Source organism: Saonia flava, from assembly GCF_011927795.1.
Taxonomy (GTDB): Bacteria; Bacteroidota; Bacteroidia; order Flavobacteriales; family Flavobacteriaceae; genus Saonia; species Saonia flava.
Genome location: NZ_JAATJJ010000002.1, coordinates 552,953 through 577,067, shown reverse-complemented (window position 1 = coordinate 577,067; position 24,115 = coordinate 552,953). Strand labels below are relative to the sequence as shown.

24 protein-coding genes are annotated in these 24,115 nt (G+C 35.6%); 14 read left to right on the top strand and 10 right to left on the bottom strand.

Annotated features, from left to right (window positions below; all coding sequences use genetic code 11):
* Nucleotide 1 precedes the first annotated feature (1 nt).
* The 5 genes from dnaJ (at nucleotide 2) to GGR42_RS14660 (ending at nucleotide 5,698) form a co-directional block, all read left to right on the top strand.
* Nucleotides 2-1,126 (top strand): molecular chaperone DnaJ, encoded by a 1,125-nt coding sequence (dnaJ, locus tag GGR42_RS14680; RefSeq protein ID WP_167965564.1) that lies wholly within the window; start codon nucleotides 2-4, stop codon nucleotides 1,124-1,126.
* Nucleotides 1,127-1,314: 188 nt separating this feature from the next.
* The gene (locus GGR42_RS14675; protein WP_167965562.1) at nucleotides 1,315-2,250 is read left to right on the top strand and encodes an ABC transporter ATP-binding protein; all 936 of its coding nucleotides are present in this window, start codon (nucleotides 1,315-1,317) and stop codon (nucleotides 2,248-2,250) included.
* A complete protein-coding gene (locus GGR42_RS14670; protein ID WP_167965560.1) occupies nucleotides 2,243-3,577 on the top strand; it encodes an ABC transporter permease in 1,335 nt (444 codons plus the stop codon). The genes GGR42_RS14675 and GGR42_RS14670 overlap by 8 nt, the downstream gene beginning before the upstream one ends.
* 3 nt (nucleotides 3,578-3,580) lie before the next feature.
* Nucleotides 3,581-4,471: a mechanosensitive ion channel family protein gene (locus tag GGR42_RS14665; protein ID WP_167965558.1), complete on the top strand. Its 891-nt coding sequence runs from the start codon at nucleotides 3,581-3,583 to the stop codon at nucleotides 4,469-4,471.
* 63 nt (nucleotides 4,472-4,534) lie between these two features.
* Complete coding sequence (locus tag GGR42_RS14660) at nucleotides 4,535-5,698, top strand: sigma-54-dependent transcriptional regulator (protein WP_167965556.1); 1,164 nt, start codon at nucleotides 4,535-4,537, stop codon at nucleotides 5,696-5,698.
* Here GGR42_RS14660 and GGR42_RS14655 read toward each other — a convergent pair whose 3' ends face one another.
* The gene (locus GGR42_RS14655) at nucleotides 5,699-6,385 is read right to left on the bottom strand and encodes a hypothetical protein (protein ID WP_167965554.1); all 687 of its coding nucleotides are present in this window, start codon (nucleotides 6,383-6,385) and stop codon (nucleotides 5,699-5,701) included. It lies immediately after the preceding gene.
* A 197-nt stretch (nucleotides 6,386-6,582) separates the two neighbouring features.
* On the opposite strand from GGR42_RS14655, the gene GGR42_RS14650 reads away from it, so the two are divergent.
* The 3 genes from GGR42_RS14650 (at nucleotide 6,583) to GGR42_RS14640 (ending at nucleotide 9,893) form a co-directional block, all read left to right on the top strand.
* Nucleotides 6,583-7,467 (top strand): PPK2 family polyphosphate kinase, encoded by an 885-nt coding sequence (locus GGR42_RS14650; RefSeq protein WP_167965552.1) that lies wholly within the window; start codon nucleotides 6,583-6,585, stop codon nucleotides 7,465-7,467.
* Nucleotides 7,464-8,858 carry a M20/M25/M40 family metallo-hydrolase gene (locus GGR42_RS14645; RefSeq protein ID WP_167965550.1) on the top strand — a complete coding sequence of 465 codons (1,395 nt, stop codon included), beginning with the start codon at nucleotides 7,464-7,466 and terminating at the stop codon, nucleotides 8,856-8,858. Before GGR42_RS14650 ends, GGR42_RS14645 begins: the two co-directional genes overlap by 4 nt.
* A gap of 102 nt (nucleotides 8,859-8,960) precedes the next feature.
* Nucleotides 8,961-9,893 carry a peptidylprolyl isomerase gene (locus tag GGR42_RS14640; protein WP_167965548.1) on the top strand — a complete coding sequence of 311 codons (933 nt, stop codon included), beginning with the start codon at nucleotides 8,961-8,963 and terminating at the stop codon, nucleotides 9,891-9,893.
* Between the two features lie 470 nt (nucleotides 9,894-10,363).
* Here the strand turns inward: GGR42_RS14640 and GGR42_RS14635 are convergent, their stop codons facing one another.
* The 3 genes from GGR42_RS14635 to GGR42_RS14625 all read right to left on the bottom strand — a co-directional run bounded on the left by GGR42_RS14635 (nucleotide 10,364) and on the right by GGR42_RS14625 (nucleotide 12,131).
* Entirely contained in the window at nucleotides 10,364-10,558 is a 195-nt protein-coding gene (locus GGR42_RS14635; RefSeq protein ID WP_167965546.1) for a cold-shock protein, read from the bottom strand.
* Nucleotides 10,559-10,686: 128 nt separating this feature from the next.
* On the bottom strand, nucleotides 10,687-11,430 hold the full coding sequence (bla, locus tag GGR42_RS14630) for a subclass B1 metallo-beta-lactamase (RefSeq protein ID WP_167965543.1): 744 nt from the start codon (nucleotides 11,428-11,430) through the stop codon (nucleotides 10,687-10,689).
* Between the two features lie 62 nt (nucleotides 11,431-11,492).
* On the bottom strand, nucleotides 11,493-12,131 hold the full coding sequence (locus GGR42_RS14625; RefSeq protein ID WP_167965541.1) for a peroxiredoxin: 639 nt from the start codon (nucleotides 12,129-12,131) through the stop codon (nucleotides 11,493-11,495).
* A gap of 107 nt (nucleotides 12,132-12,238) precedes the next feature.
* Here GGR42_RS14625 and GGR42_RS14620 point away from each other — a divergent pair, with 107 nt between their 5' ends.
* Nucleotides 12,239-12,784: a YfiT family bacillithiol transferase gene (locus tag GGR42_RS14620; RefSeq protein ID WP_167965539.1), complete on the top strand. Its 546-nt coding sequence runs from the start codon at nucleotides 12,239-12,241 to the stop codon at nucleotides 12,782-12,784.
* A 14-nt stretch (nucleotides 12,785-12,798) separates the two neighbouring features.
* On the opposite strand, the gene GGR42_RS14615 is transcribed toward GGR42_RS14620, so the two are convergent.
* Complete coding sequence (locus tag GGR42_RS14615) at nucleotides 12,799-13,359, bottom strand: thioredoxin family protein (RefSeq protein ID WP_167965537.1); 561 nt, start codon at nucleotides 13,357-13,359, stop codon at nucleotides 12,799-12,801.
* Between the two features lie 124 nt (nucleotides 13,360-13,483).
* Between GGR42_RS14615 and GGR42_RS14610 the strand changes: the two genes are divergently transcribed.
* Nucleotides 13,484-14,422 carry a bile acid:sodium symporter family protein gene (locus tag GGR42_RS14610; protein ID WP_167965535.1) on the top strand — a complete coding sequence of 313 codons (939 nt, stop codon included), beginning with the start codon at nucleotides 13,484-13,486 and terminating at the stop codon, nucleotides 14,420-14,422.
* On the top strand, nucleotides 14,419-15,462 hold the full coding sequence (locus tag GGR42_RS14605; protein WP_167965533.1) for a 1-acyl-sn-glycerol-3-phosphate acyltransferase: 1,044 nt from the start codon (nucleotides 14,419-14,421) through the stop codon (nucleotides 15,460-15,462). Before GGR42_RS14610 ends, GGR42_RS14605 begins: the two co-directional genes overlap by 4 nt.
* Here GGR42_RS14605 and GGR42_RS14600 read toward each other — a convergent pair.
* The 3 genes from GGR42_RS14600 to GGR42_RS14590 all read right to left on the bottom strand — a co-directional run bounded on the left by GGR42_RS14600 (nucleotide 15,455) and on the right by GGR42_RS14590 (nucleotide 20,275).
* The gene (locus GGR42_RS14600; protein WP_167965531.1) at nucleotides 15,455-17,980 is read right to left on the bottom strand and encodes a M14 family metallopeptidase; all 2,526 of its coding nucleotides are present in this window, start codon (nucleotides 17,978-17,980) and stop codon (nucleotides 15,455-15,457) included. The genes GGR42_RS14605 and GGR42_RS14600 overlap by 8 nt on opposite strands.
* An 82-nt stretch (nucleotides 17,981-18,062) precedes the next feature.
* Entirely contained in the window at nucleotides 18,063-18,440 is a 378-nt protein-coding gene (locus tag GGR42_RS14595) for a PUR family DNA/RNA-binding protein (protein ID WP_167965529.1), read from the bottom strand.
* An 80-nt stretch (nucleotides 18,441-18,520) separates the two neighbouring features.
* Nucleotides 18,521-20,275, bottom strand: coding sequence for an ABC transporter ATP-binding protein (locus tag GGR42_RS14590; RefSeq protein WP_167965527.1), 1,755 nt, complete (start codon nucleotides 20,273-20,275; stop codon nucleotides 18,521-18,523).
* A 177-nt stretch (nucleotides 20,276-20,452) separates the two neighbouring features.
* Between GGR42_RS14590 and nusB the strand changes: the two genes are divergently transcribed.
* From nusB to yajC, 3 genes are read left to right on the top strand one after another with little or no spacing between them, the layout of a single operon-like run.
* Nucleotides 20,453-21,400, top strand: a complete 948-nt coding sequence (gene nusB, locus GGR42_RS14585; RefSeq protein ID WP_167965525.1) for a transcription antitermination factor NusB — start codon at nucleotides 20,453-20,455, stop codon at nucleotides 21,398-21,400.
* 42 nt (nucleotides 21,401-21,442) lie between these two features.
* On the top strand, nucleotides 21,443-21,928 hold the full coding sequence (locus GGR42_RS14580; RefSeq protein WP_167965523.1) for a DUF1573 domain-containing protein: 486 nt from the start codon (nucleotides 21,443-21,445) through the stop codon (nucleotides 21,926-21,928).
* Between the two features lie 5 nt (nucleotides 21,929-21,933).
* A complete protein-coding gene (gene yajC / locus GGR42_RS14575) occupies nucleotides 21,934-22,221 on the top strand; it encodes a preprotein translocase subunit YajC (protein WP_167965521.1) in 288 nt (95 codons plus the stop codon).
* A 57-nt stretch (nucleotides 22,222-22,278) separates the two neighbouring features.
* Here yajC and GGR42_RS14570 read toward each other — a convergent pair whose 3' ends face one another.
* Together GGR42_RS14570 and pepT are read right to left on the bottom strand one after the other, a co-directional pair.
* The gene (locus GGR42_RS14570) at nucleotides 22,279-22,881 is read right to left on the bottom strand and encodes a YdeI/OmpD-associated family protein (RefSeq protein ID WP_167965519.1); all 603 of its coding nucleotides are present in this window, start codon (nucleotides 22,879-22,881) and stop codon (nucleotides 22,279-22,281) included.
* 5 nt (nucleotides 22,882-22,886) lie between these two features.
* Nucleotides 22,887-24,113: a peptidase T gene (gene pepT, locus GGR42_RS14565; protein ID WP_167965517.1), complete on the bottom strand. Its 1,227-nt coding sequence runs from the start codon at nucleotides 24,111-24,113 to the stop codon at nucleotides 22,887-22,889.
* Between the last annotated feature and the right edge of the window lie 2 nt (nucleotides 24,114-24,115).

Below are 24,115 nucleotides of genomic sequence, written 5' to 3'. Positions count from 1 at the left end.
AATGAAGGAGGATTATTACGAATTACTTGGAATAAGCAAAAACGCTACGGCAGCCGAAATAAAAAAGGGTTATCGTAAAAAAGCCATTGAATATCATCCTGATAAAAACCCTGGAGATGCAAAGGCTGAAGAAATGTTCAAAAAGGCTGCTGAGGCATATGAAATATTGAGCGACCCAAACAAGAAGGCCCGTTATGATCAATATGGTCATGCTGCATTTGAAGGTGGAGGCGGTTTCAATGGTGGCGGTATGAATATGGATGATATTTTTAGCCAGTTTGGAGATATTTTCGGAAGTGCTTTTGGTGGCGGAGGAGGTTTTAGTGGTTTCGGTGGCTTTGGAGGCGGAGGCCAGAGAAGAGTAAAGGGGAGCAACTTAAGAATTAGGGTAAAACTTACCTTGGATGAGGTTGCCAATGGTGTTGAGAAAAAAGTAAAGGTACGTAGGAAGATAAAAGCCGATGGAGTCACATATAAAACTTGTACCACTTGTAACGGTGCCGGTCAGGTAACAAAAATAACTAATACAATCCTAGGTAGAATGCAAACGGCAGCAGCCTGTAGCACCTGTGGCGGTAGTGGACAAATTTTGGATAAAAGACCTAGTGATGCAGATGCGCATGGTTTAAAAGTTGCCGAAGAAACTGTATCTATTAAGATTCCAGCTGGGGTGGAAGAAGGAATGCAGTTAAAAGTTTCTAATAAAGGAAATGAAGCTCCAGGGAATGGAATTCCCGGAGATTTGTTAGTGGCCATTGAAACAGTGGAACATGATTCTTTAAAGCGAGAGGGAGACAATCTTCATTATGACCTATACGTAAGTATCTCTGAGGCCGTTTTGGGAACTTCCAAAGAGATTGATGCTGTTGGTGGTAAAGTGAGGATAAAATTGGAACCTGGAATACAATCTGGTAAAATATTAAGATTACGGGGGAAAGGTATTTCAAGTCTTAACGGATATGGCACTGGAGACCTGTTGGTTCATGTAAATGTATGGACCCCTAAGGAACTTAATAAAGAGCAGAAAGACTTTTTTGAGCGTATGCAGGGGAACGATAATTTTGAGCCAAAACCAGAGAAATCGGACAAGTCATTCTTTGAAAAAGTGAAGGATATGTTCTCCTAGAAAATATAATGGGAGATTTAAAATAAAAACGTATATTTGAGATTAAGTATTGGGAAACCAATATTTAATTTTCTTTTTCATAGCAATTTTTTTCCCATCCTTAATTTTTTTAAGGGTGGGTTTTGTTTTTAAATAAAATAGAAAGCTCTTTTATAGCATTTCTATATCTTTGATAAAACTGCGCTTACATGGATAAAATTTTGGTTGCAAAAGACGTTACCAAACGATTTGGAAACCACACCGCCCTTAACAAAGTTTCTCTAGAAATTCCCAAAAACAGTATTTATGGATTGCTTGGCCCCAATGGAGCTGGAAAAACTACCTTGATACGTATTATAAACCAAATTACATATCCAGATACAGGACAAGTTTTATTTGATGGCAAACCTTTGGAGCCCAAACATATTTCTATGATTGGTTATTTGCCAGAAGAACGGGGATTGTATAAAAGTATGAAGGTTGGTGAACAGGCCTTGTATTTGGCACAATTAAAGGGACTTGGTAAAGTTGAGGCAAAAACACGTTTAAAATTTTGGTTCGATAAGCTGGAAATAGGGGATTGGTGGAACAAAAAAGTGCAAGAACTATCCAAGGGGATGGCACAGAAAATACAATTTATTGTAACAGTTCTCCACGAACCCAAACTATTGATTTTTGATGAGCCCTTTAGTGGTTTTGACCCCATTAATGCCAACATAATAAAAGACGAAATATTACAATTGAAAGAGGGTGGAACTTCTATCATTTTTTCTACTCACAGAATGGAATCAGTGGAAGAATTGTGCGAGTATATCGCACTTATCCATGAGTCTAATAAAATATTGGATGGGAAATTATCAGACATTAAAAAAGCATATAAAAACAATGTTTTTAGAGTGGGATTGTGTACAGATAACGGAAACGTTCTGGTAAATGAGCTTATGGATAAATTTAATATTAAAATGCCCAATTATGTTATAGAGGATAGTCAGCTGGATTTTAATATTCAATTGCCGTCTTCGGATACAAGAGAGTTATTGACTTATCTTGCATCTAAGGCTAATATCAATCATTTTGAGGAAACGGTGCCTTCCGCCAATGATATTTTTATACAGACAGTAAAAAACAAAAATGTAGATGAATAAATTGATGCTCATTATAAAAAGAGAGTATTTGGCAAAGGTTCGCAACAAATCCTTTGTAATCATGACATTTTTGAGTCCCATTCTTATTGTTGGGATGATTGTCCTTATAGCCTATTTGGCCAAAATAAACGATAATGAGACTCGAGTTATAGGAATACTAAATGAAAGTAATTTCTTCTCAAACGACTTTAATTCCACTGAGGCCACATCCTTTGTTGTTTTTAGGAATATTACTTTGGAAGAAGCAAAGGATTCCACAACAAATATGGGGTATTATGGTCTTTTGCATATTCCATTGAATGATAATTTGGAAACCGTTTCCGCCAATTCTTTTTTCTATAGCAAAGAAACGCCAAATACATCTGTACTGGATAAATTGGAAGATGTCTTCCAAGCAAGGTTACAGAAGAAAAAACTACAGGATTTGGGTGTTTCAACAGAAGACTATGCCAGTATTGACAATAGATTTGAAATAAGTACTGCAACTTTTTCTGGAGAGCAAAATTTAAAAGGGTTGACCGAAATGAAGGCCATAATTGGTGGTGCCTTTGGGTATTTAATAATGATGTTCATTATTATCTACGGGGGATTTGTAATGCGCAGTGTTATAGAGGAAAAAACAAGCAGGATTATAGAGGTTATTATTTCCTCCGTAAAACCTTTTCAATTAATGTTGGGAAAAATTATTGGGACTTCTTTTGCTGGGGTTACTCAATTTGCAATCTGGATTATTTCAGCTTCTTTGTTACTTTTTGCTGTTGTTTACTTTTTTGATATTGATTTGGGCGGCGTAAACACAACTCCCAATCTTCCTATGGATACAGCTACTACAATTGAGTCGGCACAATCAAATGGAAAAATGCAACTATATATAAATGAACTGGTAAAAATCCCTTGGTTTATGTTAATTACCTTTTTTGTTATCTATTTTATATTGGGGTACTTAATATATAGTTCTATTTATGCCGCTATTGGAGCAGCCGTGGATAATGAAACGGATACGCAACAGTTTATTTTTCCAATAATCCTTCCGCTTATGTTGGCAATTTATGTAGGGTTCTTTTCTGTTTTTAGTAACCCCCATGGCCCAATTGCTGTGGCATTTTCGTTATTTCCGTTGACATCTCCAATTGTAATGTTAATGCGTTTACCTGGTGGGATTGGTGACGGTGGTGTGCCTTTATGGCAATTGCTAACATCAATTATTTTGCTTATTGGTACCTTTATGGCTATTGTATGGTTAGCTGCTAAAATTTATAGAATAGGTATTTTAATGTATGGTAAGAAACCAACTTACAAAGAATTGATTAAATGGTTGAGATATTAATATATGATACAAGAAGAACCAAATACGGTATTGGAAGTGCTTGAAAAAGATGTTTGGGAAAGAATAAAGGATTTTCTCAATTGGGGCATTCATATTGGTGAAGGGGAAAAATCAATACATGTTACCATTGGTTTATTGTTGATTCTTACCGTTGCATTTATCATTACAAGCTTTGTGTTGAAATGGTTAAGAAAGCTTTTCACCAGAAAAATGAATCCAGATGATAAACTAAAGTTTATCAGTGTTTTTAAGTTTATTAAGTATGTGGTTTATGTGGCTGTTATTTTAATAACCATGAAAACTGCGGGAATAGATATAACAATTCTTATCACAGCTTCTGCGGCACTTTTCGTTGGTTTGGGACTGGCTTTGCAGGAAATATTCCAAGATATAATAGGTGGTATATTTATCATAGTGGACAAATCTTTAAGTGTAGGTGATATTATCGAAATTGATAATAAAGTGGGTAGGGTATTTGAAATTAAATTACGAACCACTAGAGCCATAACAAGGGATGACAAGGTGATTATTATCCCTAACCATAAATTTATCAGTGATACAACCTATAATTATACTCAAAACCATAGAAATACCCGGGAAAGTGTAAAAGTGGGAGTGGCTTATGGAAGTGATGTGCAATTGGTTACAAGAATCTTGGAGGAAATTGCAAGTGCCCAAAAAGGTGTGTTGAAAAGCCCTAAATCATTTGTTTTGTTTGAAGATTTTGGAGATTCTGCATTAATTTTTTCACTTGTATTTTATATAAGCGATAGTTTTACGGATCCAAAGATTAAAAGTGAATTGCGATATAAGATTGATGCAAAATTCCGTGAACATAAAATCACCATTCCTTTCCCACAAAGGGATGTACATATCTATCAAAATAAAATTTAATCAAAGACTATAAAGTATAATCATTCGTTTATAGCAAAAGATAATAAGGTTTAAAGCAATAAGATGTCAAAAATATTAGTGATAGAGGACGAGGCGGCCATAAGAAGGGTCTTGGTGAAAATATTGACCGAGGAAAATGATTCCTATATGGTGGAAGAGGCTGAGGATGGTCTTAAAGGAATAGAAATGGTAAAAAAGGAGGATTATGATTTGGTCCTGTGCGATATAAAAATGCCTAAAATGGATGGTGTTGAAGTTTTGGAGGCAGCAAAAAAAATAAAGCCGGAAATTCCTTTTATCATGATATCGGGACATGGAGATTTGGATACTGCGGTAAATACCATGCGTTTGGGTGCGTTTGATTATATTTCCAAACCACCAGATTTAAATAGACTTTTGACCACAGTTCGCAATGCAGTGGATCGCAAGGTGCTTGCTGTTGAGAACAAAATCTTAAAAAAGAAGATTAGCAAGAATTATGAAATGATTGGGGAAAGTAAAGAAATTTCGGTCATTAAAGATATGATAGAAAAAGTGGCGCCAACAGATGCAAGAGTATTGATTACCGGTTCAAATGGAACAGGAAAAGAACTAGTTGCCCATTGGATCCATGAAAAAAGCCCTAGGAGCGGTGCCCCTTTTATTGAAGTCAACTGCGCTGCAATACCATCAGAATTAATTGAGAGTGAATTATTTGGTCATGTTAAAGGTGCTTTTACCTCTGCAGTAAAAGATAGGGCCGGTAAATTTGAAGCGGCAAACAAGGGAACTATTTTCTTGGATGAAATTGGGGATATGAGTCTTTCAGCACAGGCCAAAGTTCTAAGAGCTCTTCAAGAGAGTAAAATTTCAAGAGTAGGTACTGATAAGGATATAAAGGTGGATGTTCGGGTTGTAGCTGCCACAAACAAAGATCTTAAAAAGGAAATTGCAGAGGGTAAATTTCGTGAGGATTTATATCACAGACTAGCTGTTATCTTAGTTAAAGTGCCAGCATTAAATGATAGGAGATCGGATATTCCTTTATTAATAGAACATTTTTCGAAAAAAATAGCATCAGAACAAGGTTCAATAGTAAAAGTATTTTCAGCGAAGGCAATTGATTTGCTAAAGAGCTATGATTGGACAGGAAATATCCGTGAATTAAGAAATGTAGTGGAACGTTTGATAATACTTGGTGGAAATGAGGTTACAGAAGAAGATGTTAAGCTTTTTGCAAGCAAATAACTAGTTTTCACACCGCACCAATTGATCTAGAGCATTTTTTGTAATTTCTTTGGTCCTATAGTTGTAATACCTTTTTGCCTCTGTCAAATTGGGCATTAATAACTCTTTTTCACATTCTTGGTATATTTTCAGTGCCATGGCCCTAGCTTCTTTACAATTTACTGTTTGTACTGCCTTATCCAAGGATTCTTCATAGGTAACCAAAATACTGTCTATTTTTTTTTGAAGGACAACATTGGTTATGGTAACGGAAGAGAGTTTGGTTTCAATGTTTTCTGAGTTAATTGCCAATAAATTATCAGGATTTTTACTGTTACGAGAATTGTATTTTTCTATTTCCCGTAAACTTTGGCTTATGTTTTCAAATGCTTTGGTCAAGAAGCTTTTGGAAGTATTTATGGAGTCTGTTTTTGTTGCCATGATTAAATCCCCAAGACCAAGATATAAAAGCTCTTTAGAAGAATCACAGCCACATGCTTCCAACTGTTCTTTGGACTTTTCAATTCCATTTATGGCTTTGTATGCGAAGAATTTGGAAATACCTAGTTCTTCTGCTTCAATTGCTTTAAGAGTTTGTTGCTGTACAGAGGCAATATTAGTGCCCGCAAAGTCACATGCGTTGTAGTTTTTGTAAGAAAATAAAAGGAATGTATAGCATAGTAGGAATGCTAAGCAACTCTTTTTCATGGCATTAAGGTTTGGAACAGTAAAATGCATAGGCATGTTACATATTATAAAAATAAAGAATGAACACTTTAAAAAACTATTTTGTCGATAAACTACGGAGCTAATGGTTAAAGGTCACAATTTGTACGATTTAGTGTTCTATATCTATTTTTTTTTACATTTTATCGGAGCATCCTTAAAATATTTTATATTCACCTATGAAGAAAATAGAAATATCATCATATAAAGTTAATGGCTCCCTAGAATTATCAGATTATAATACTCATGAAAATTTGGGAGTTACGGATAAGGAGCTAAAAAAAGAATTGCAAAAAATACGGCAAGACCTAGGTGAATTTCAGGATACGATGTATGCCCACTCTAAATATAGTGTGCTAATATGTCTTCAAGGAATTGATACTGCTGGAAAGGACAGTCTTATACGTGAAGTTTTTAAGGATTTTAATGCTCGAGGTGTTGTGGTACACAGTTTTAAAGTACCTACAGAATTGGAACGCAAGCATGATTATATTTGGAGACACTATATTGCCTTACCGGCAAAAGGAAAGTTTGGGGTCTTTAATCGGACACATTATGAAAATGTATTGGTGACAAGAGTGCATCCAGAATATATTTTAGGAGAGCATATACCGGGAATACACTCAGTTGAGGATATAGATCAAGAGTTTTGGGATAATCGCTTTAAACAGATCAATAATTTTGAAAGGCATATAGCCGAGAATGGAACTATAATCTTTAAGTTTTTTTTACATCTTTCCAAAGAAGAGCAAAGACAAAGGTTACTGCGCAGACTTGCCCTAAAAAGAAAAAATTGGAAGTTTTCCCCGGATGATTTAAAAGAAAGAAAATTATGGGACAAATATACAAAGTGCTATGAAGAGGCCGTAGAAAAAACATCCAAACCCCATGCTCCATGGTACATAATCCCTGCAGACAATAAAAAGGCTGCTAGGGTTATTGTGGCATCTATACTTTTGGAAGAGTTAAAAAAATACAAAGATATTAAGGAGCCGGAGCTAGATGATGAAATAAAAGCTAATTTAGAAGTCTATAAAAGAGAATTGGAAAACGAAAAAGAATGAAAAAAGTATTGATTCTGCTCCTTTTGGTGGCAGCCCAAGGTTTTTCCCAAACTGATGATGAAAAACAGATAAAAGCCATTTATAATACTTCTTTGACCAAAGGAAAGGCATATGATTGGTTAAACCATTTGTCTAACCAAATTGGTGGGCGGCTATCAGGATCGGTTCAAGCGCAACAGGCAGTAGACTACACAAAATCCCAGCTGGACTCTTTAGGATTGGATAGAGTTTGGTTACAACCTGTCAAAGTCCCAAAATGGGTTAGGGGAACGCCAGAATTTGCTTATATAGAGACTAAACCTGGACTTACCAATAATGTACCGGTCTGTGCATTGGGTGGCTCTGTGGCAACCCCTCTAGGCGGTATTAAGGCCAATGTTGTAGAAGTCAAAGGAATTGAAGATTTAGCAACTTTGGGTAGAGAGAACATAGAAGGAAAAATAGTTTTTTATAACCGCCCCATGGACGCAACTCTCATCAGTACTTTTCAATCATATTCTGGTTGTGTGGACCAGCGCTATTCTGGGGCCAACGAGGCTGGTAAGTATGGTGCGGTAGGAGTCATTGTGCGTTCCATGAATTTAAGGCTGGATGATTTACCCCATACGGGATCTATGAGTTATGGTGATACGGCCGATTATAATAGAATTCCAGCTGCTGCCATTAGCACCAATGGTGCGGAGTTGCTCAGTACCACACTAAAATTAAACCCACAAGTAAAGTTCTATTTTAAGCAGAATTGCAAGCAATTTGATGATGTAGAATCCTTTAATGTTATCGGTGAAATAAAAGGCACAACTTACCCCAATGAAATTATGGTAGTTGGCGGTCACTTGGATTCATGGGATTTAGGGGATGGCTCTCATGATGATGGTGCGGGCTGTGTACAAAGCATGGATGTGCTTAGACTTATTAAGGAGTCTGGTTACAAACCAAAACGTACTATTAGGGTAGTGTTGTTCATGAATGAGGAAAATGGTTTAAGAGGAGGCAATAAGTACGCTGAGGTAGCCAAAAATAAAAATGAGAATCACGTATTTGCCTTAGAGAGTGATGCGGGAGGGTTTACACCAAGAGGCTTTTCTTTTGATTGCTCTGATGCTAATTTTGAAAGGGTGGAGAGCTGGAAGAAATTGTTTGAACCCTATTTAATTCACATGTTTGTTAAAGGTGGCGGAGGTGCAGATATAGGGCCCTTGAAGAATGAGAGTATGGTTTTGGCAGGACTTAGGCCAGATTCCCAACGTTATTTTGACCATCACCATGCAGAGAACGATACCTTTGAGCATGTAAACAAGCGAGAGTTGGAACTTGGAGCGGCTACTATGGCAAGTTTGGTGTATTTATTTGACAAATATGGGATTGTGCCACCCGTAAAGATTAAAGGATAACTTGGGATACTATAAGAGTCCCATAGGTTTGGAAATCATGATTCAACCTTTCAATCCAAGGTTAAAAACCCTACCTTTGCCGCTCATTTTAATAAAGCAAATATGCAAGACGGAATCTACGCAAAATTCAATACCTCAAAAGGAGAAATACTAGTAAAACTTACCCATGATAAAACCCCTGGAACAGTCGGGAATTTTGTGGCCCTGGCAGAAGGGAATATGGAAAATTCCATTAAACCTCAAGGCAAACCTTATTATAATGGATTGAGCTTTCATAGGGTAATTCCAGATTTTATGATACAAGGTGGGTGCCCTTTGGGAACAGGAACTGGTGATGCGGGGTATAAATTTGATGATGAATTTCATCCAGAATTAAAGCATGACTCACCTGGCGTGTTGTCCATGGCAAATGCTGGACCTGGAACCAACGGAAGTCAATTTTTTATTACCCATATTGCAACACCTTGGTTAGACAATAAGCATACAGTTTTTGGACATGTGGAGCATGGACAAGAAGTTGTTGATGCCATTGCCCAAAGTGATAAATTAGAAACTCTTGAAATTGTTAGAGTAGGTGCAGAGGCAGAAGCCTGGAATGCAATTGAAGCTTTTAGAACTTTTGAAGGAGCTAGAGAAAAAAGAATGGCAGAGGAAAAAGAAAGAGCTGAAGCTGAGTTGGATAAAGTAGCTGCTGGTTTTGATAAAACGAACAGTGGACTTAGATATAAAATGATACAAAAAGGCAATGGTGCAAAAGCTGAAAAAGGCAAAACAGTATCCGTACATTATGAAGGTTCTTTAACCGATGGCCAAGTATTTGATTCTTCTTATAAAAGAAATCAACCTATAGATTTCCAATTGGGTGTTGGGCAAGTAATTTCTGGATGGGATGAAGGTATTGCTTTATTGCAAGTAGGGGATAAGGCTCGTTTTGTAATTCCGTCCCACTTAGGATATGGTAGTGCCGGTGCCGGTGGAGTAATTCCTCCAAATGCAACCCTTATTTTTGATGTGGAATTAATGGGCGTTAAATAACTCTATTCTATTCAAAACTATGTATAATAAAGGCTTCCAAATGGAAGCTTTTTTTATTAGGCTTTATTTACACTAGTAACAAGTAGTATAATGTTCAAGGCCATTAAAAATAGGAATATAGCGAAAAAAGTATTCATTTTTTGGGGTCAAAGGTTTTGGGATATATCTATATCCCTTTGATAATTGAACAACTTGGCAATAAATAACCCTACTAGGTTTAACGTTTTTTAGTCTGATTTACACTTAACGTAAGCAGTAATAGGTTGATTGCCAATAGAGAAAAAAGAATTCCAAAAAATGTGGTCATATGGTTATTTTTAGTTGGGGAACTTTAACCGTTTGGTATAAGATGATAAAAAGGGAAGGGGTTGCGTAAAAAGTTAAAAAAAATGTTATTAGTTTGATTTTCAGTCAATAAAAAAAGCCCAAACAATTGCTTGGGCTTTGTGCTATAAAAAAGTTGTTTGTACCTAGTCTACTACCTTCACATTAACGGCGTTCAATCCTTTTTTACCTTGTTGTAGTTCAAATTCTACAACGTCACCTTCACGTACTTCGTCGATTAAGCCAGAAATGTGTACAAAGTGATCTTCTTGCGAACCATCTTCAGTGATGAAACCATATCCTTTGGAATCATTGAAGAATTTTACTGTTCCTTTACTCATAATATAAATATAAAATAATTAATTAAAGTACGAAAGTACTATTAAATTATTGGAAATCAGAGTTTTTTTTAAAATTATATTAGTTGGCATAAAAAAGCTTAACATTTAGAAAACATAAGGAGTGCCAACTAATTAAATGTAAATAGGTCAATGGTATAATCCAATAATTCAGAACCGCCAGATTTTCCATGACCAGGAACAACGACTTTTAAGTTTTTATATTTTTCTTTAATTTTAGATACAGTATGTGCCCAATCAACAATATTGGCATCTTCCAGATTTCCTTTTCCCGCCCCTTTTTCTTTGACAAGACAACCCCCAAAAAGCACTTCATCATATGGAAAGTAGCCCACGATGTTATCCTTTGTATGGCCCTCTCCATGAAATTCCGCAATAACCATTTGGTTTCCAACTTTTAGTTCCAATGAATTAGAGAACCCGTTCATGGGTACTGTTTTGTTGAAGGCTTTGGCCAATGAAATGGTTGAATCATTGGCATAGGAAGGAATGTTTTTTTTATGAAATGCATCTAGGCCAGCAAGGCAATCTGCATGAAAATGCGTGGGAATTATAGCTTTGATTTTGCAATGCAAACCATTTTCTACCCAACTGATTAATTCATTGGATGCATCAATTCCAGTTGGTGTATCAAAAATTATGGCTTCATTTTTATTTATGATTACTAGACCATTGCATGGAACCAATCCAAAACTGCCTGCGTTCAGGTATGAAATATGTTGGTAAACGTGGGGCGCAATTTTATTTACTAACAAAGTTTTGGACTCATATTTTTTTTCTTTTCGAGAGTTTTTTTTTGATTGGCATCCCAGAAATAAAACAAAAATTATTGAAAATAGAATATGCTTTGTCATTTCAAATAATTAAAAGAGAAAGCCTCCCAAGTGAGAGGCCTTCTTTTGAATACTATGTATTTTTATGCTGTTGGATCTGGTGTCATTCTTAAGTAAGGTTTTACCTCGGTAACTCCTTTGGAAAATATTTTTTTGGCATCCTCTGTGGCTATCGCCGGACTAACCACAACATCTTCTCCATGGTTCCAGTTAGCTGGAGTGGCCACTTTGTGGTAGGCTGTCAATTGTAAAGAATCTATTACCCGTAATAATTCATGAAAATTTCTTCCTGTAGACGCAGGGTAGGTAATAATTAGTTTTACTGTTTTGTCCGGTGCTATGATAAATACAGAACGTACAGTTAGATTATTGTCTGCGTTTGGATGAATCATATCATACATATTGGATACTTTTTTATCCTCATCTGCTATAATCGGGAAGTCCACTTTTGTATTTTGGGTTTCATTTATATCCTGAATCCATTCATTGTGCGAGGCAGCGCCATCCACACTTAAAGCCATCATCTTTACATTTCGTTTTGCAAATTCATCTTTAAATTTAGATGCAGTTCCCAATTCTGTAGTACAAACAGGTGTAAAATCTGCAGGGTGGGAAAACAAAATACCCCAACCATCTCCCAAATAATCATATAGATTAATCATTCCCAATGAGCTGTCAGCTGTAAAGTCTGGGGCCATATCGCCCAATCTTATTGTTGCCATTTTTATATTTTTTTGGTTTAATTAATTGTTCCTTAAAGTTAAGGTATATTCCTTAAAAACCTTTTTTAGGAGGTTAAAAATGTATTAAAGTTTACTACTTTTATGTAATGAAGAATATGGATTTAGAACAGTTGCGATATCCTATTGGACATTTTGAGCGTCCAGCAATTATTTCAGAGGCCAATATAGTTGATTGGATTAGTGTTTTGGAACAATTTCCCCATAGATTGGAGCAGATGGTGAAACCTCTTTCATATGATCAATTGGAAACCCAATACCGTCCCGATGGTTGGACAGTGAGACAAGTAGTTCATCATGTGGCAGATAGTCACCATCATAGCTATACCCGTTTTAAATGGGCCCTTACCGAGAAAACTCCTTTGATTAAGGCTTATGAGGAGAAAGAATGGGCGGAACTTGTTGATGCTAAATCGGCACCCATTTCACTTTCTCTGGATTATATCAAAGCGTTACATGCAAAACTAGTGTATCTCTTAAGAGGGCTTTCTAAAGAGAATATGGATTTGAGTTATTTACACCCAGAAGGAAATGTACAAGTGACTGTTAAAGAAAATATTGGTAAATATGCATGGCACAGTAGCCACCATTTCGCCCATATTGAGAATTTACTGAAAAGGGAAGCCTGGCTTTAAATCAATCTCTATGACTAATTTTTCACCCATTTAATATTACAACCTATACTGGGTTTTTGTACAAAGTCAATTGGATTTCCAACCAATACCGCATCAATTGCATTTCTAAGGTCAATTCCCGTTACTGGAATACCATTTTCAGGCCTGGAGGAGTCTAACTGGCCACGGTAGACCAATTTTAAATCAGCATCGAACAAATAAAAATCTGGTGTGCATGCCGCATCATAAATTTTTGCTACTTCTTGGGTCTCATCATATAAATAGGGAAAAGTAAAACCTTCTTCCCTAGCTGTCTTTTTCATTAAATGCGGGGCATCTTGAGGGTAGTTTATTGCATCATTACTGGAAATTGCAACAAACCCAATGCCTTTTGCACTATAATCTTTTCCCAATTTGGTCAATTCGGAATTTACATGTTTTACAAAGGGACAGTGGTTACAAATAAACATAATTACTGTACCATGCTCACCTTTAATTTCTTGAAGCCCTAAAAAAGAATTCGATGTCGTATCAAGCAAATTAAAATCTGGAGCAACCGTACCAAGAGGTAGCATGTTACTGGGAGTTCTAGACATTTTTAACTGAATTTAAGTGATAAAATTAAGGATTTTATCTATCTTATTAAATCATTTATAGAGCACCTATAATGTGGCCAGTAGTTAAATTTTAGCGCGAATACCCTATATTGTAACATTTGGAATGATAACTTATATTAATTTGGTAGATCAAATTATAGACACTGTTCACATAAATTTTAGCACAGAAGCCCTATGGGTCATGAACTTGGCATTGGCCTTTGTAATGTTTGGTATTGCTTTGGAGATTTCCGTTTCGGACTTTAGGCATTTGGTGAAAAGTCCCAAACCCGTTTTGGTTGGGGTGATAAGTCAGTTTTTGTTACTTCCAATAGTTACTTTTTTTTTGGTTTGGATAGTAAAACCTTTGCCCAGTATAGCTATGGGCATGTTTATGGTAGCTGCTTGTCCAGGAGGTAATGTTTCTAATTTTGTAACCCATCTTGCGAAAGGGAACTCAGCTCTTTCTGTGAGTCTTACGGCAATAGCTACACTTTTGGCCATTTTTTTGACCCCATTGAACCTTCAGTTATGGGGGTCTCTTTACGGGCCAACTCATTCTATATTAAAAACAGTTTCTATTTCTCCATGGGAAATGATAAAACTGGTTGCACTCTTATTGGGAATTCCATTGGTATTGGGAATGTGGTTAAATTATATAAGGCCGAAATTGGCGGAGAAAATGGCAAAAGTGTTGAAAGTTGGGTCCTTACTGTTTTTCATCACCTTAATTTTCCTTGCCCTTTATAACAATAGAGATGTTTTTATGGATTACGTTTTTTATGTTTTTTGGATTGTCCTCTTACATAATTTCTTAGCATTTTTTACTGGTTTCTCTTGGGCAAAACTTATGGGGCTTTCGCAAAGGGACAGGAAAAGTATTACCATCGAAACGGGAATTCAAAATTCTGGACTGGGATTGTTATTGATTTTTACTTTTTTTGACGGACTGGGAGGTATGGCTATTCTGACTGCATTTTGGGGAATTTGGCATTTGGTTTCAGGACTAATATTGGCCACAATTTGGGGGTACAAGCCAAGTGGTGAAAAAGAACTGGCATGAAAAAAGTTGGTTATTACTTTTTTAAATGTTGGCTTGGTGCTGGACTTCTATATTATTTTTCGAAAATTAAGATTTATGGCTTGGAGAAGATTCCTAAAAATAAGCCAGTACTGTTTCTTGCCAATCATCAAAATGCCTTGTTAGATGCACTATTGGTTGCCATTTTTTGTAAAGGGAAGCCCTATTATTTAACAAGGGCAAGCGCTTTTACAAATCCTCTAGTAACTTCCTTGCTAAATTTTTTACAAATGATTCCTATTTATAGAATTAGGGATGGTATAGATAAGTTGGGCCAGAATGAAGCGATTTTTAATCAATGTGCCCAGTTGCTTAAAAATAATGAACATATTTTAATTTTTCCTGAAGGAAGCCATAACATAAAAAAAAGGATTCGGCCATTGAGTAAGGGTTTTACTAGGATTCTTTTTAGAGCTATGGAAAAACAACCACATTTGGATATTAGGCTATTGCCAATAGGCATAAATTACAATAGAGCAGAAGGATTTCCAGATAGTGCCGCTGTATATTTTGATAATGATATCCCCCTTTTGAAAGTTTATGATGAAAACAATTTATCGGAATCCATCAAGAGAATTAAGGATGTGGTTTATGAAAGCTTAAGAAAGGTGACCACGCATATAGAGAATGAAGAAGATTATGATGAAATCTTGGCTAAGTTGAATTCCATGAAGGTAAATTATTTAAAGCCTTCCTCTGTCAACACTGTTATAGGAACTATTGAAGCTAATGAAGTGGAGCTGAACAATAAAAGCTTGTTTTCAAAAATTTTAAAAACACTGTTTACAATCCTTAATTACCCTTTTATTGTTCCATGGAAATTATTTATTCTACCAAAAATAAAGGAAATAGAGTTTATAAGCACTTTTAGGTTTATGTACTCCCTTATTTTTTATCCTGTACTATATTTAATAGTGTTCTTTGTCCTTGGAAATTATATAGGACATGACCTAACGGCAATACTGCTTTTAGGTCATATCCTATTTAATAGACTATATATTAGAACATACCCTTTTACATGATTTGTCCAAAGAAAATGGCATTCATGAGCAGTTTATTTGTACCGTACCAAAATGCCCTAAAATTAGTATTGTCCGTAAATGCTATTACCCTACCTTTTCCCATACGCTTTACTTGAAAAGGAACCGAATTTTTAATGAGCTCCAGATTTTCTTCTGAAATATACCCGCTTAACAATGGGTTATTAGTATAGGTAATGGGATTGTCATAGCTATTTTTATTGGGCTCAATATAGATGTTGGTATTTCTAAATAAGGCTAGTTTATCATTTTTGTAGCCATAATTAATAGGATGAGTACGATCTAATTTAGTTTCAAAAATAGCACCGCCAGTTACTTGTGCTCCATGAAAATCGCTCTTTTGTTCAAAAGAAACATTTTTAACTTTTAATGAGTCTTTTTTAAATTTCAATTTTATGAATTCATTCTTATCCAGCCATTCTGCCACACTTCTATAACCAATTAGGGTTCCACCTTCTTTTACCCACGCTTTTAGTTTATCCATGCCGCTTTTACTCAACGCACCTCGCCCCCATGAACTTGGAATAATTATATCTGTATAGGTGGATAAGTCAACATTGTTAAAATAATCGACATCTATTTTGGTGATTTTCATATTATACCGTTGGTCAAATAAATGCCAAATTTCCCCAGCATCGTATGAGCGTATTCCATTACCAACCAAAATTGCTACCTTTTGTTTTTTTATGGGGTCAAAGTCATTACTTCCTAAGTCTATCCCTACTGTATGACCCGTGCTTACTGATTTTATGTTGATTTTGCTGTCTTGGGCAACTTCTGTCAAAAAATCATAAAGCTCTTTTTTACCCATTTTTTGGTTTTGAACGGGAATCATAATAGTGCCATAATCATATGTTGTTCCTTCCAAAGTGAATTGAGATTTGGCAACTTTTGCTCTTATACCCTTATTTGTAATTTTATTCAAGGCTTTTGGGGTATAATATTCGTGCCACTCAAATAAATAAGCATAATTGCTTTGTTTGTCCACTGTACCTGTCAATGGGCCAAGGTTTGTTATTTCCTCCCCCGCGTTGGCCATTGTTCCAACTTCTGAATAATCCACATTAAAAGCCAGAGGAAAAGTCCAAGCTGATATGTCATAGAAAATACTATCTGTAAATGTTGTTCTCTTCTCGAACATTGCTTTTATCAGATTTGGATTTTTTTGGTTCATGGGCACTATATAACTGCTTCCTTTTTTATAGGATTTTCCTGCAACGGTCACATCATTTTTTAATTCATTGAATTTAATTTTGTGTCGATTCAATATTTCGGCTAAATGCCATGTTTTAGATGCATCCTTGCTATCCCCAAAAATGATGGCCTTGGATTTGGAACGGCTGGCTTCATCCCTCATGCTCTTATAAAATCCCTTTTGGTAGTCCAAAATTTTTGAACGCATATTTTTTGCAGCTTCAATAGTAGAAAGAGCTGCTGTAAACTGGTTTCTAATCGTGAACGGAAAAGTCAAAAGACCATTTTCACTTTCCTGAATATGTCCCCTGGAACTTCCTTGTTCAAATAAAATACCAATACTACCATTTACATCTGGAAAGGTTGAGCCTTTTCCATAATAATAATCATCATAGCCTTCCTCTGAGTAGTACAACGAACCAATTTTGTTAAATGCCTTTACATGATAGGAACCTATTTCGGCCGTAAGTTCCTGGTTTAATTTTGGAGTTAGGGGATGCACTCTTGTCGGTTCACCTGGTTGAAAAAAGAAGGTGGAATTTGTACCCATTTCATGATGGTCCGTTAAAATATTAGGCAACCATTTATGGAATGTATTTATACGTGCCCTACTTTCTGGTAGTTGTACGGGCAACCAATCTCGGTTAAGATCAAACCAATAGTGATTAGTTCTACCCCCAGGCCAAACCTCATGATATTCTCTCTCATTGGTATCCGCATTTAGATTATCGCTCTTGTTTGTATTGGCCCAATAAGCAAAACGTTGCAAGCCATCTGGATTAAAGGAAGGATCCATGAGGATTACGGTATTATCCAACAAATCTTCAATTTCTTTGCCTTCAGCAGCAGCCAAATAATAAGCATAGGCCAGGCCAGCATTTGCACCACTGGGTTCATTGCCATGTATGGAAAAACCTTGGTAGACCACTATAGGCATATCCGCTATAGATAAGCTGTTGGCACCGCTTTCTGAAAGTGACATATGATCAACCCTAATTTTTTCTATGTTCGTATGATTTTTTGGTGAGGTAATGGTCAATAATAATATAGGCCTTCCTTCATACGTTGCCCCTCTATTTTCAATAGTGATACGATTACTTGCCTTCGCCAAGGTTTGCATGTAGAACATAAGTTTGTCATGTGTTACATGCCATTCACCCACTTCATGTCCAATAACATCCTTGGGGGTTGGTATATTTTTATTGTAAGTAATATTCTGTGGTAAATAATAGTTTAAATCTAAGGACTCCTGAGCTGTTGCACAGAGGGAAAGACCCACTGTAAGATAAAGTAGTAGTTTTTTCATAGGTATTCAGTTGTTTGGTTTAAAACAAAAACGACCCTCATTTTAAAAGGGTCGTTTATACTATTATAAAGAAAATAAGAAATTAGATATCATCAAAATCAACATCTGTAAAACTACCAGTTGAAGATTTTTCATCATTTTCATGGGTAGTGTTGTCCTCTTTCTTAAAATCTCTTTGGTGACGTTCAGAAATTACTTCTGCCCCTTTTTCATCAATAATATAATCCATCATTTCATTCATTAATTCACGAAAGGCACTAAAATCTTCTTTATAAAGATATATTTTGTGCTTTTTGTAATGAAATGACCCATCATCATGCGTAAATTTCTTGCTTTCTGTGATTGTTAAATAATAATCACCTGCTTTTGTACTTCTTACATCAAAGAAATATGTTCTTCTTCCGGCCCGTAAAACCTTGGAATATATTTCCTCTTGGTCCATTAAATCTTTTTCACTCATTTTATATAGTTATAGTTAGCGGGGGAAATTTAGTTAATCTTTCAAAAATGTGAAAAAAAAGTTAGTCTAACAAGATTTTTCTAACTTTCTTTCTCCGATAATTGATCATAATACAATTGTTTGTAATACCCATCTTCATTCATTAAAACGTCATGTTTACCCTGTTGTATTATTCTACCATCATCTAAAACAATTATTTTATCTGCATTTTTGGCTGAGGAAACTCTATGACTTACAATTACTGTTGTTTTGTTTTTGGAAATTTTCTTAAGATTACTCAGTATTTCCTCTTCTGTCTCTGTATCTACGGCAGAAAGACAATCATCAAATAAATAGATTTCAGGATTTTTAATCAGTGCACGAGCTATGGATACCCTTTGTTTTTGACCACCACTAAGGGTAATCCCCCTTTCCCCTAGAACTGTATCGTATTTTTTGGAAAACTCCATAATATTATCATGAACGACTGCCATTTTCGCAATTTGTACTATTTCTTCATCTGTGGCGTCTTCCTTTCCAAACTTTATGTTGTTCTTAATAGTATCGGAAAAAAGAAAAGCATCTTGTGGCACTACTCCAATTCCTTTTCTTAAACTGTTGAGATTTAATTCCTTTATCCAAGTATGGTCTATGAGTATTTTCCCCGAAGTTGTATCATACAATCTTGCTATTAGGTCCAAAATTGATGATTTCCCAGAACCGGTTTTTCCCAGAATGGCCACTGTTTCCCCCTCTTTAATTGTGAAGGAAATATTCTTTAGAGCGGTAATGTTGGTGTCCTCATAGGTAAAGGAAACATTTTTAAATTCAATATTTCCTTTGATGGGTGTTTCTTTTTCAACTTCGTTCTTAATGGTAGGCTGCTGCTTAAGAAATTCATTTATTCGCTCTTGTGATGCTTCTGCACGCTGGACAATGGATGTAAGCCAACCCACTATGGCCACTGGCCATGTAAGCATGTTTACATAGAGGATAAATTCCGCAATGGTTCCTATGGATTCTATTTCCCCGTTAATATATTGCTTCCCACCAATGTAGATAACAAATATGTTGCTAATGCCAATTAGCAGAATCATTAATGGAAAAAACCAGGCATTTACCTTTGCCAAATCCATACTCTTATCCTTTCCTTCAATTGCAAGAGCTTGTACTTCGGCATTTATTTTTGGCTCAAGACCATAAGCCTTTATAATCGAAATTCCAGAAAACGATTCTTGTGTGAATGTTGAGAGTGTAGACAAAAACTCCTGAACTTTGGTACTACGAACATGAATAATCTTACTAATCTTATAAATAAGAAAGGATAAAATTGGAAAAGGGGCAATAGTGTAAAGGGCCAATGTGGGTGCAGTAATGAACATCCAGGGAATAAGACATCCAAAGAGGGTAAGTGCATTTAGGCCGTACATTACAGCTGGTCCCGCATACATTCGTACCTGCCCTACATCTTCACTTATGCGGTTCATAAGGTCACCTGTTCTATTCTTTTTATAGAAATTTAGATTTAGGAATTGATAGTGATTGAATACCTCATTTTTTAAATCATATTCAATATAACGTGATACGTTTATTATCGTCTGACGCATTAAAAAAGTAAAGATTCCAGAGAGTAGAGTGGTGCCAAGAATTATTAAAATGTATTCCAGTAAAAGGTCCTTTGCTTCAGGTTTTGCAATGGTATTGGCTATAAACCCTTCCACTACTTCAAAGGACTTTCTTACATATGAAGGCATTACCAAAGAAAAAATGCGGGCAATGATTGTAATTAAGACACCAAGCAAAAGTTTAACCCAGTATTTTTTAAAGTATTTATTTAGGTATCTAAGTTCTTTCATTCAGAAGTTGGCTCGAAAAAATATAATTGTGGTTTACAAAAGCATCAAATATACCAGTTTGATGGTAAATTAAATGTTATAAAATTTATAAGATTGCAAAAGGAACACTCAGGATTATAAATTATAACACTATTTTTGCGCCTACGTTTAACATGATTTAACAAAAGTTCTTTAAAAATGCTCACAAGAAGGCATATTAGGGTTAAAGTAATGCAATGTATTTACGCACTGACCCAATCCCAAGATGACTCTTTGGAAAAACAAGAAAAGTTTTTAAGAATGAGTATAGAGAATATGTATTCACTGTATTTGCTAATGTTGAGCCTGCTAATAGAAGTTAGGCAATTGGCGGCTAAGAATGTTAAACTCTCCTCAAAAAAATATTTGGCCACGGCATCCGACCAATACCCAAATCAAGAAAAGTTTGTGAACAATGCTCTTTTGAACCAGTTGGGCGATAATAAAATGCTCAAGGATGCTTTAGCAAAAAAGAAGTTGAAGAACTGGTACTTAAACGAAGAGTATGTTAAGATTATCTACAAGGAAATCATTGAAAGTAAGCTCTACAAGGACTATATGCTTTCTGCTGATACTAGTTTTGAAAAGGACAAGGAATTGATTGTAGAACTGTTTAAGAATGTTATTGCCCCCAATGAGAAGGTCTATGATTATTTTGAAGATGATAAATTAACTTGGGTGGATGATATTCCTATTGTAAATACGTTTATTCTAAAACGTTTCAAAAAAGTGAAAGGGAATCAGGGAGAATCTTTCTTTCTTCCCGATTTGTTGAAAGACAGGGAAGACATGGAGTTCGCCCAGAAGCTTTTGACCAAAACTTTGCTGAACAACGCTCAATGGGAAGGTGAGATTGATGGCAAAACCCCAAATTGGGATAAAGACCGTATAGCAGAAATAGATTCCATCTTGCTTAAAATGGCTATTTGCGAACTCCTTAATTTTTCATCCATACCAGAGAAGGTGACCTTAAACGAATATTTAGAGATTGCCAAAGAATATTCTACACCAAAAAGTAGCATTTTTATCAATGGAATATTGGACAAATTGGTTAAAGAATATAGGAGTGAAGGAAAGTTAAAAAAAGTGGGCAGGGGATTGTTATAAATAAATTTTGTTAATTTTACATCAAAGTATAAAACCATATTCATGAAAAAAACAAGTATAGTATTGGTAATTAGCTGTTTGGTTGTTCTTTTTTCTTGTAAGGAAAAAGCATCCAATAAGGTTAATGTAACCAATGTTGAAGCTGCTTCGCAAAGAGATGCAGCAGCTAAAAGTTTACCTATTATGACTTTTGATAAGTCTGAGCACGATTTTGGCACTATTGACCAAGGTACCCCTCAAGAATTTGCATTCACATTTACAAACACAGGCAATGCTCCATTGATTATTACAGATGCTAAGAGTACTTGTGGTTGTACTGTGCCTAATCCTCCAAAAGAACCTATAGCTCCTGGTGAAACAGGTGAGTTAATGGTGAAATTTAATGGATCAGGGCAAAACCAAGTTACCAAGTCAATTACGGTGACTGCAAACACAGAAAAAGGGTCAGAAATAATTAGAATAAAGGCTTTTGTAACTCCAAAAGCGGGTGTTACTCCGGCAGCTGGTCCTTTAAAAGTTAGCAAATAAGACATATGTTAGAACAATATCCATTTCTTCCCCTTATTTTAATATTTGTAGTGGCTTATTTTTTTATGATTCGCCCACAGATGAAAAGACAAAAAGATGAGAAGAAATTTGTAGAAGCTTTAAAAAAGGGTGATAAAGTAATTACTAGAAGTGGTCTTCACGGAAAAGTTGTGGAATTAAATGACAAGGATGCTTCCTGTGTTATTGAAACTATGGCCGGTAGACTAAAGTTTGACCGTTCTGCCATTTCTATGGAAATGAGTAAGAAACTGAATCCCGTAGAGAAAAAATAAGAATTCTCTTAAAGTATAAAAAGGCAATCCATTTATTTGGATTGCCTTTTTTGTTTTCTAACAATTTCGATATTTATCATGGAGTCCAATACCCTCTTTTATCATGGGCACTATTTTGTGTAGCCGGGCAATTTTGGTTTTTTCCTGCTTCGCCTCTGTAATATATTCACAGTACTCCTTTTGCTTGGATGGAGAAAGACCATCAAAGGCTGATTTAAATTTGGTATCGCTATTTATGTTTTCCAATAGCATAGGTGGTATAACAAAACTTTTTTTAGTTGTTTTTTTAGGAGTAATGGTTAATCCCTTTTTTTGGTTTTCTACTGCTTCTTGCATATAAGCCAAAACGATCATTTCATTAATGTCGTCAATAGAAGTAAACTTCCAGTGCCTCATGCCTTGCGTTTTTCCCTCTTGCGCATTCTGTAACACTTTTTTTTCGTCCTTTAAAAAGACACCATTAAAAAACCAAACTCCAAAATGGTTTTTGAACTTACAGATGCTCAATACATTTTTATTGTTGAGCGTATAGGTCGGGAAGTTCCACTTGTATGTCTCATCAAGACCAGTTTTTAAAACCAAATTCCGTAAGACTGCAATACTGTCTTTAAAGCGGTGTTCTTCATCAAAATAGGAGGCTACTTTTTCGGACTTGTCCATATGGGCTATTTTTTAATTGCTACAAGTTCGCAAATTTTCACAATAACTTCAACTGCTTTTTGCATACTTTCCACTGGAACATACTCATATTTTCCATGAAAATTATGACCTCCAGCAAAAATATTGGGACATGGCAAGCCCATAAAACTTAGCTGAGAACCATCTGTTCCTCCTCTAATGGGTTTTATTATGGGTTTTATATCTATGGATTCCATAGCTTTCTTGGCAATCTCTACAATATAGAAAACAGGTTCTATTTTTTCTCGCATATTATAATACTGGTCTTTCATTTCCAAAGTAATACAATCTCTATGTTTTTCATTTAGTTGCTCTGTTATTTTATTTAAAAGAACTTTTCTTTGCTCAAATTTATTTCTATCGTGGTCCCTTATAATCATTTCAAATTCTGCATGTTCAACATTTCCTTTAATATGGTGAATATGAAAAAAACCTTCTCTGCGCCAAGTTTGTTCCGGTACTTCTTCCATAGGCATCAATGCAATAAACTCATTGGAAATACCAACTGCATTTACCATTTTTCCCTTTGCATATCCTGGATGTACACTTTTTCCTTTTATGGTGATTTTTGCACTGGCAGCATTGAAATTTTCATACTCTAGTTCTCCAATCTGGCTTCCATCCATGGTATATGCCCAATCAGCCCCAAATTTTTTTACATCAAATTTATGGGCCCCTCGACCAATTTCTTCATCAGGAGTAAAGCCAACTCTAATCTTTCCATGTTTAATTTCTGGATGCTGAACTAAATATTCCATGGCGGTAATGATTTCTGTAATTCCGGCTTTGTCATCGGCACCCAACAGGGTAGTACCATCCGTGGTAATCAATGTTTGCCCTTTATATTGGAGTAGGTCTTCAAAATAATCAGGTGATAGAATTATGTTCTCCTTTTCATTCAGTACAATATCTTGTCCATCATAATCCTTTACGATTTGAGGGTTCACATGGGTTCCCGAATAATCTGGAGAGGTATCAAAATGGGATATAAACCCAATGGTTGGTACTTCTTTATCTAAGTTGCTTGGTAAAGTGGCCATTATGTAAGCATTATTGTCAATAGTAACCTCCTTCATGCCAATTTTTTTTAATTCTTTTACCAAAAGATTGGCCAAGTCCCATTGTTTTTTGGTGCTGGGAGTGGTTTTGGAACTGGAATCACTTTGCGTGTCAATGGTCACATAACTTAGGAAGCGGTCAATGATATTTTGCATTT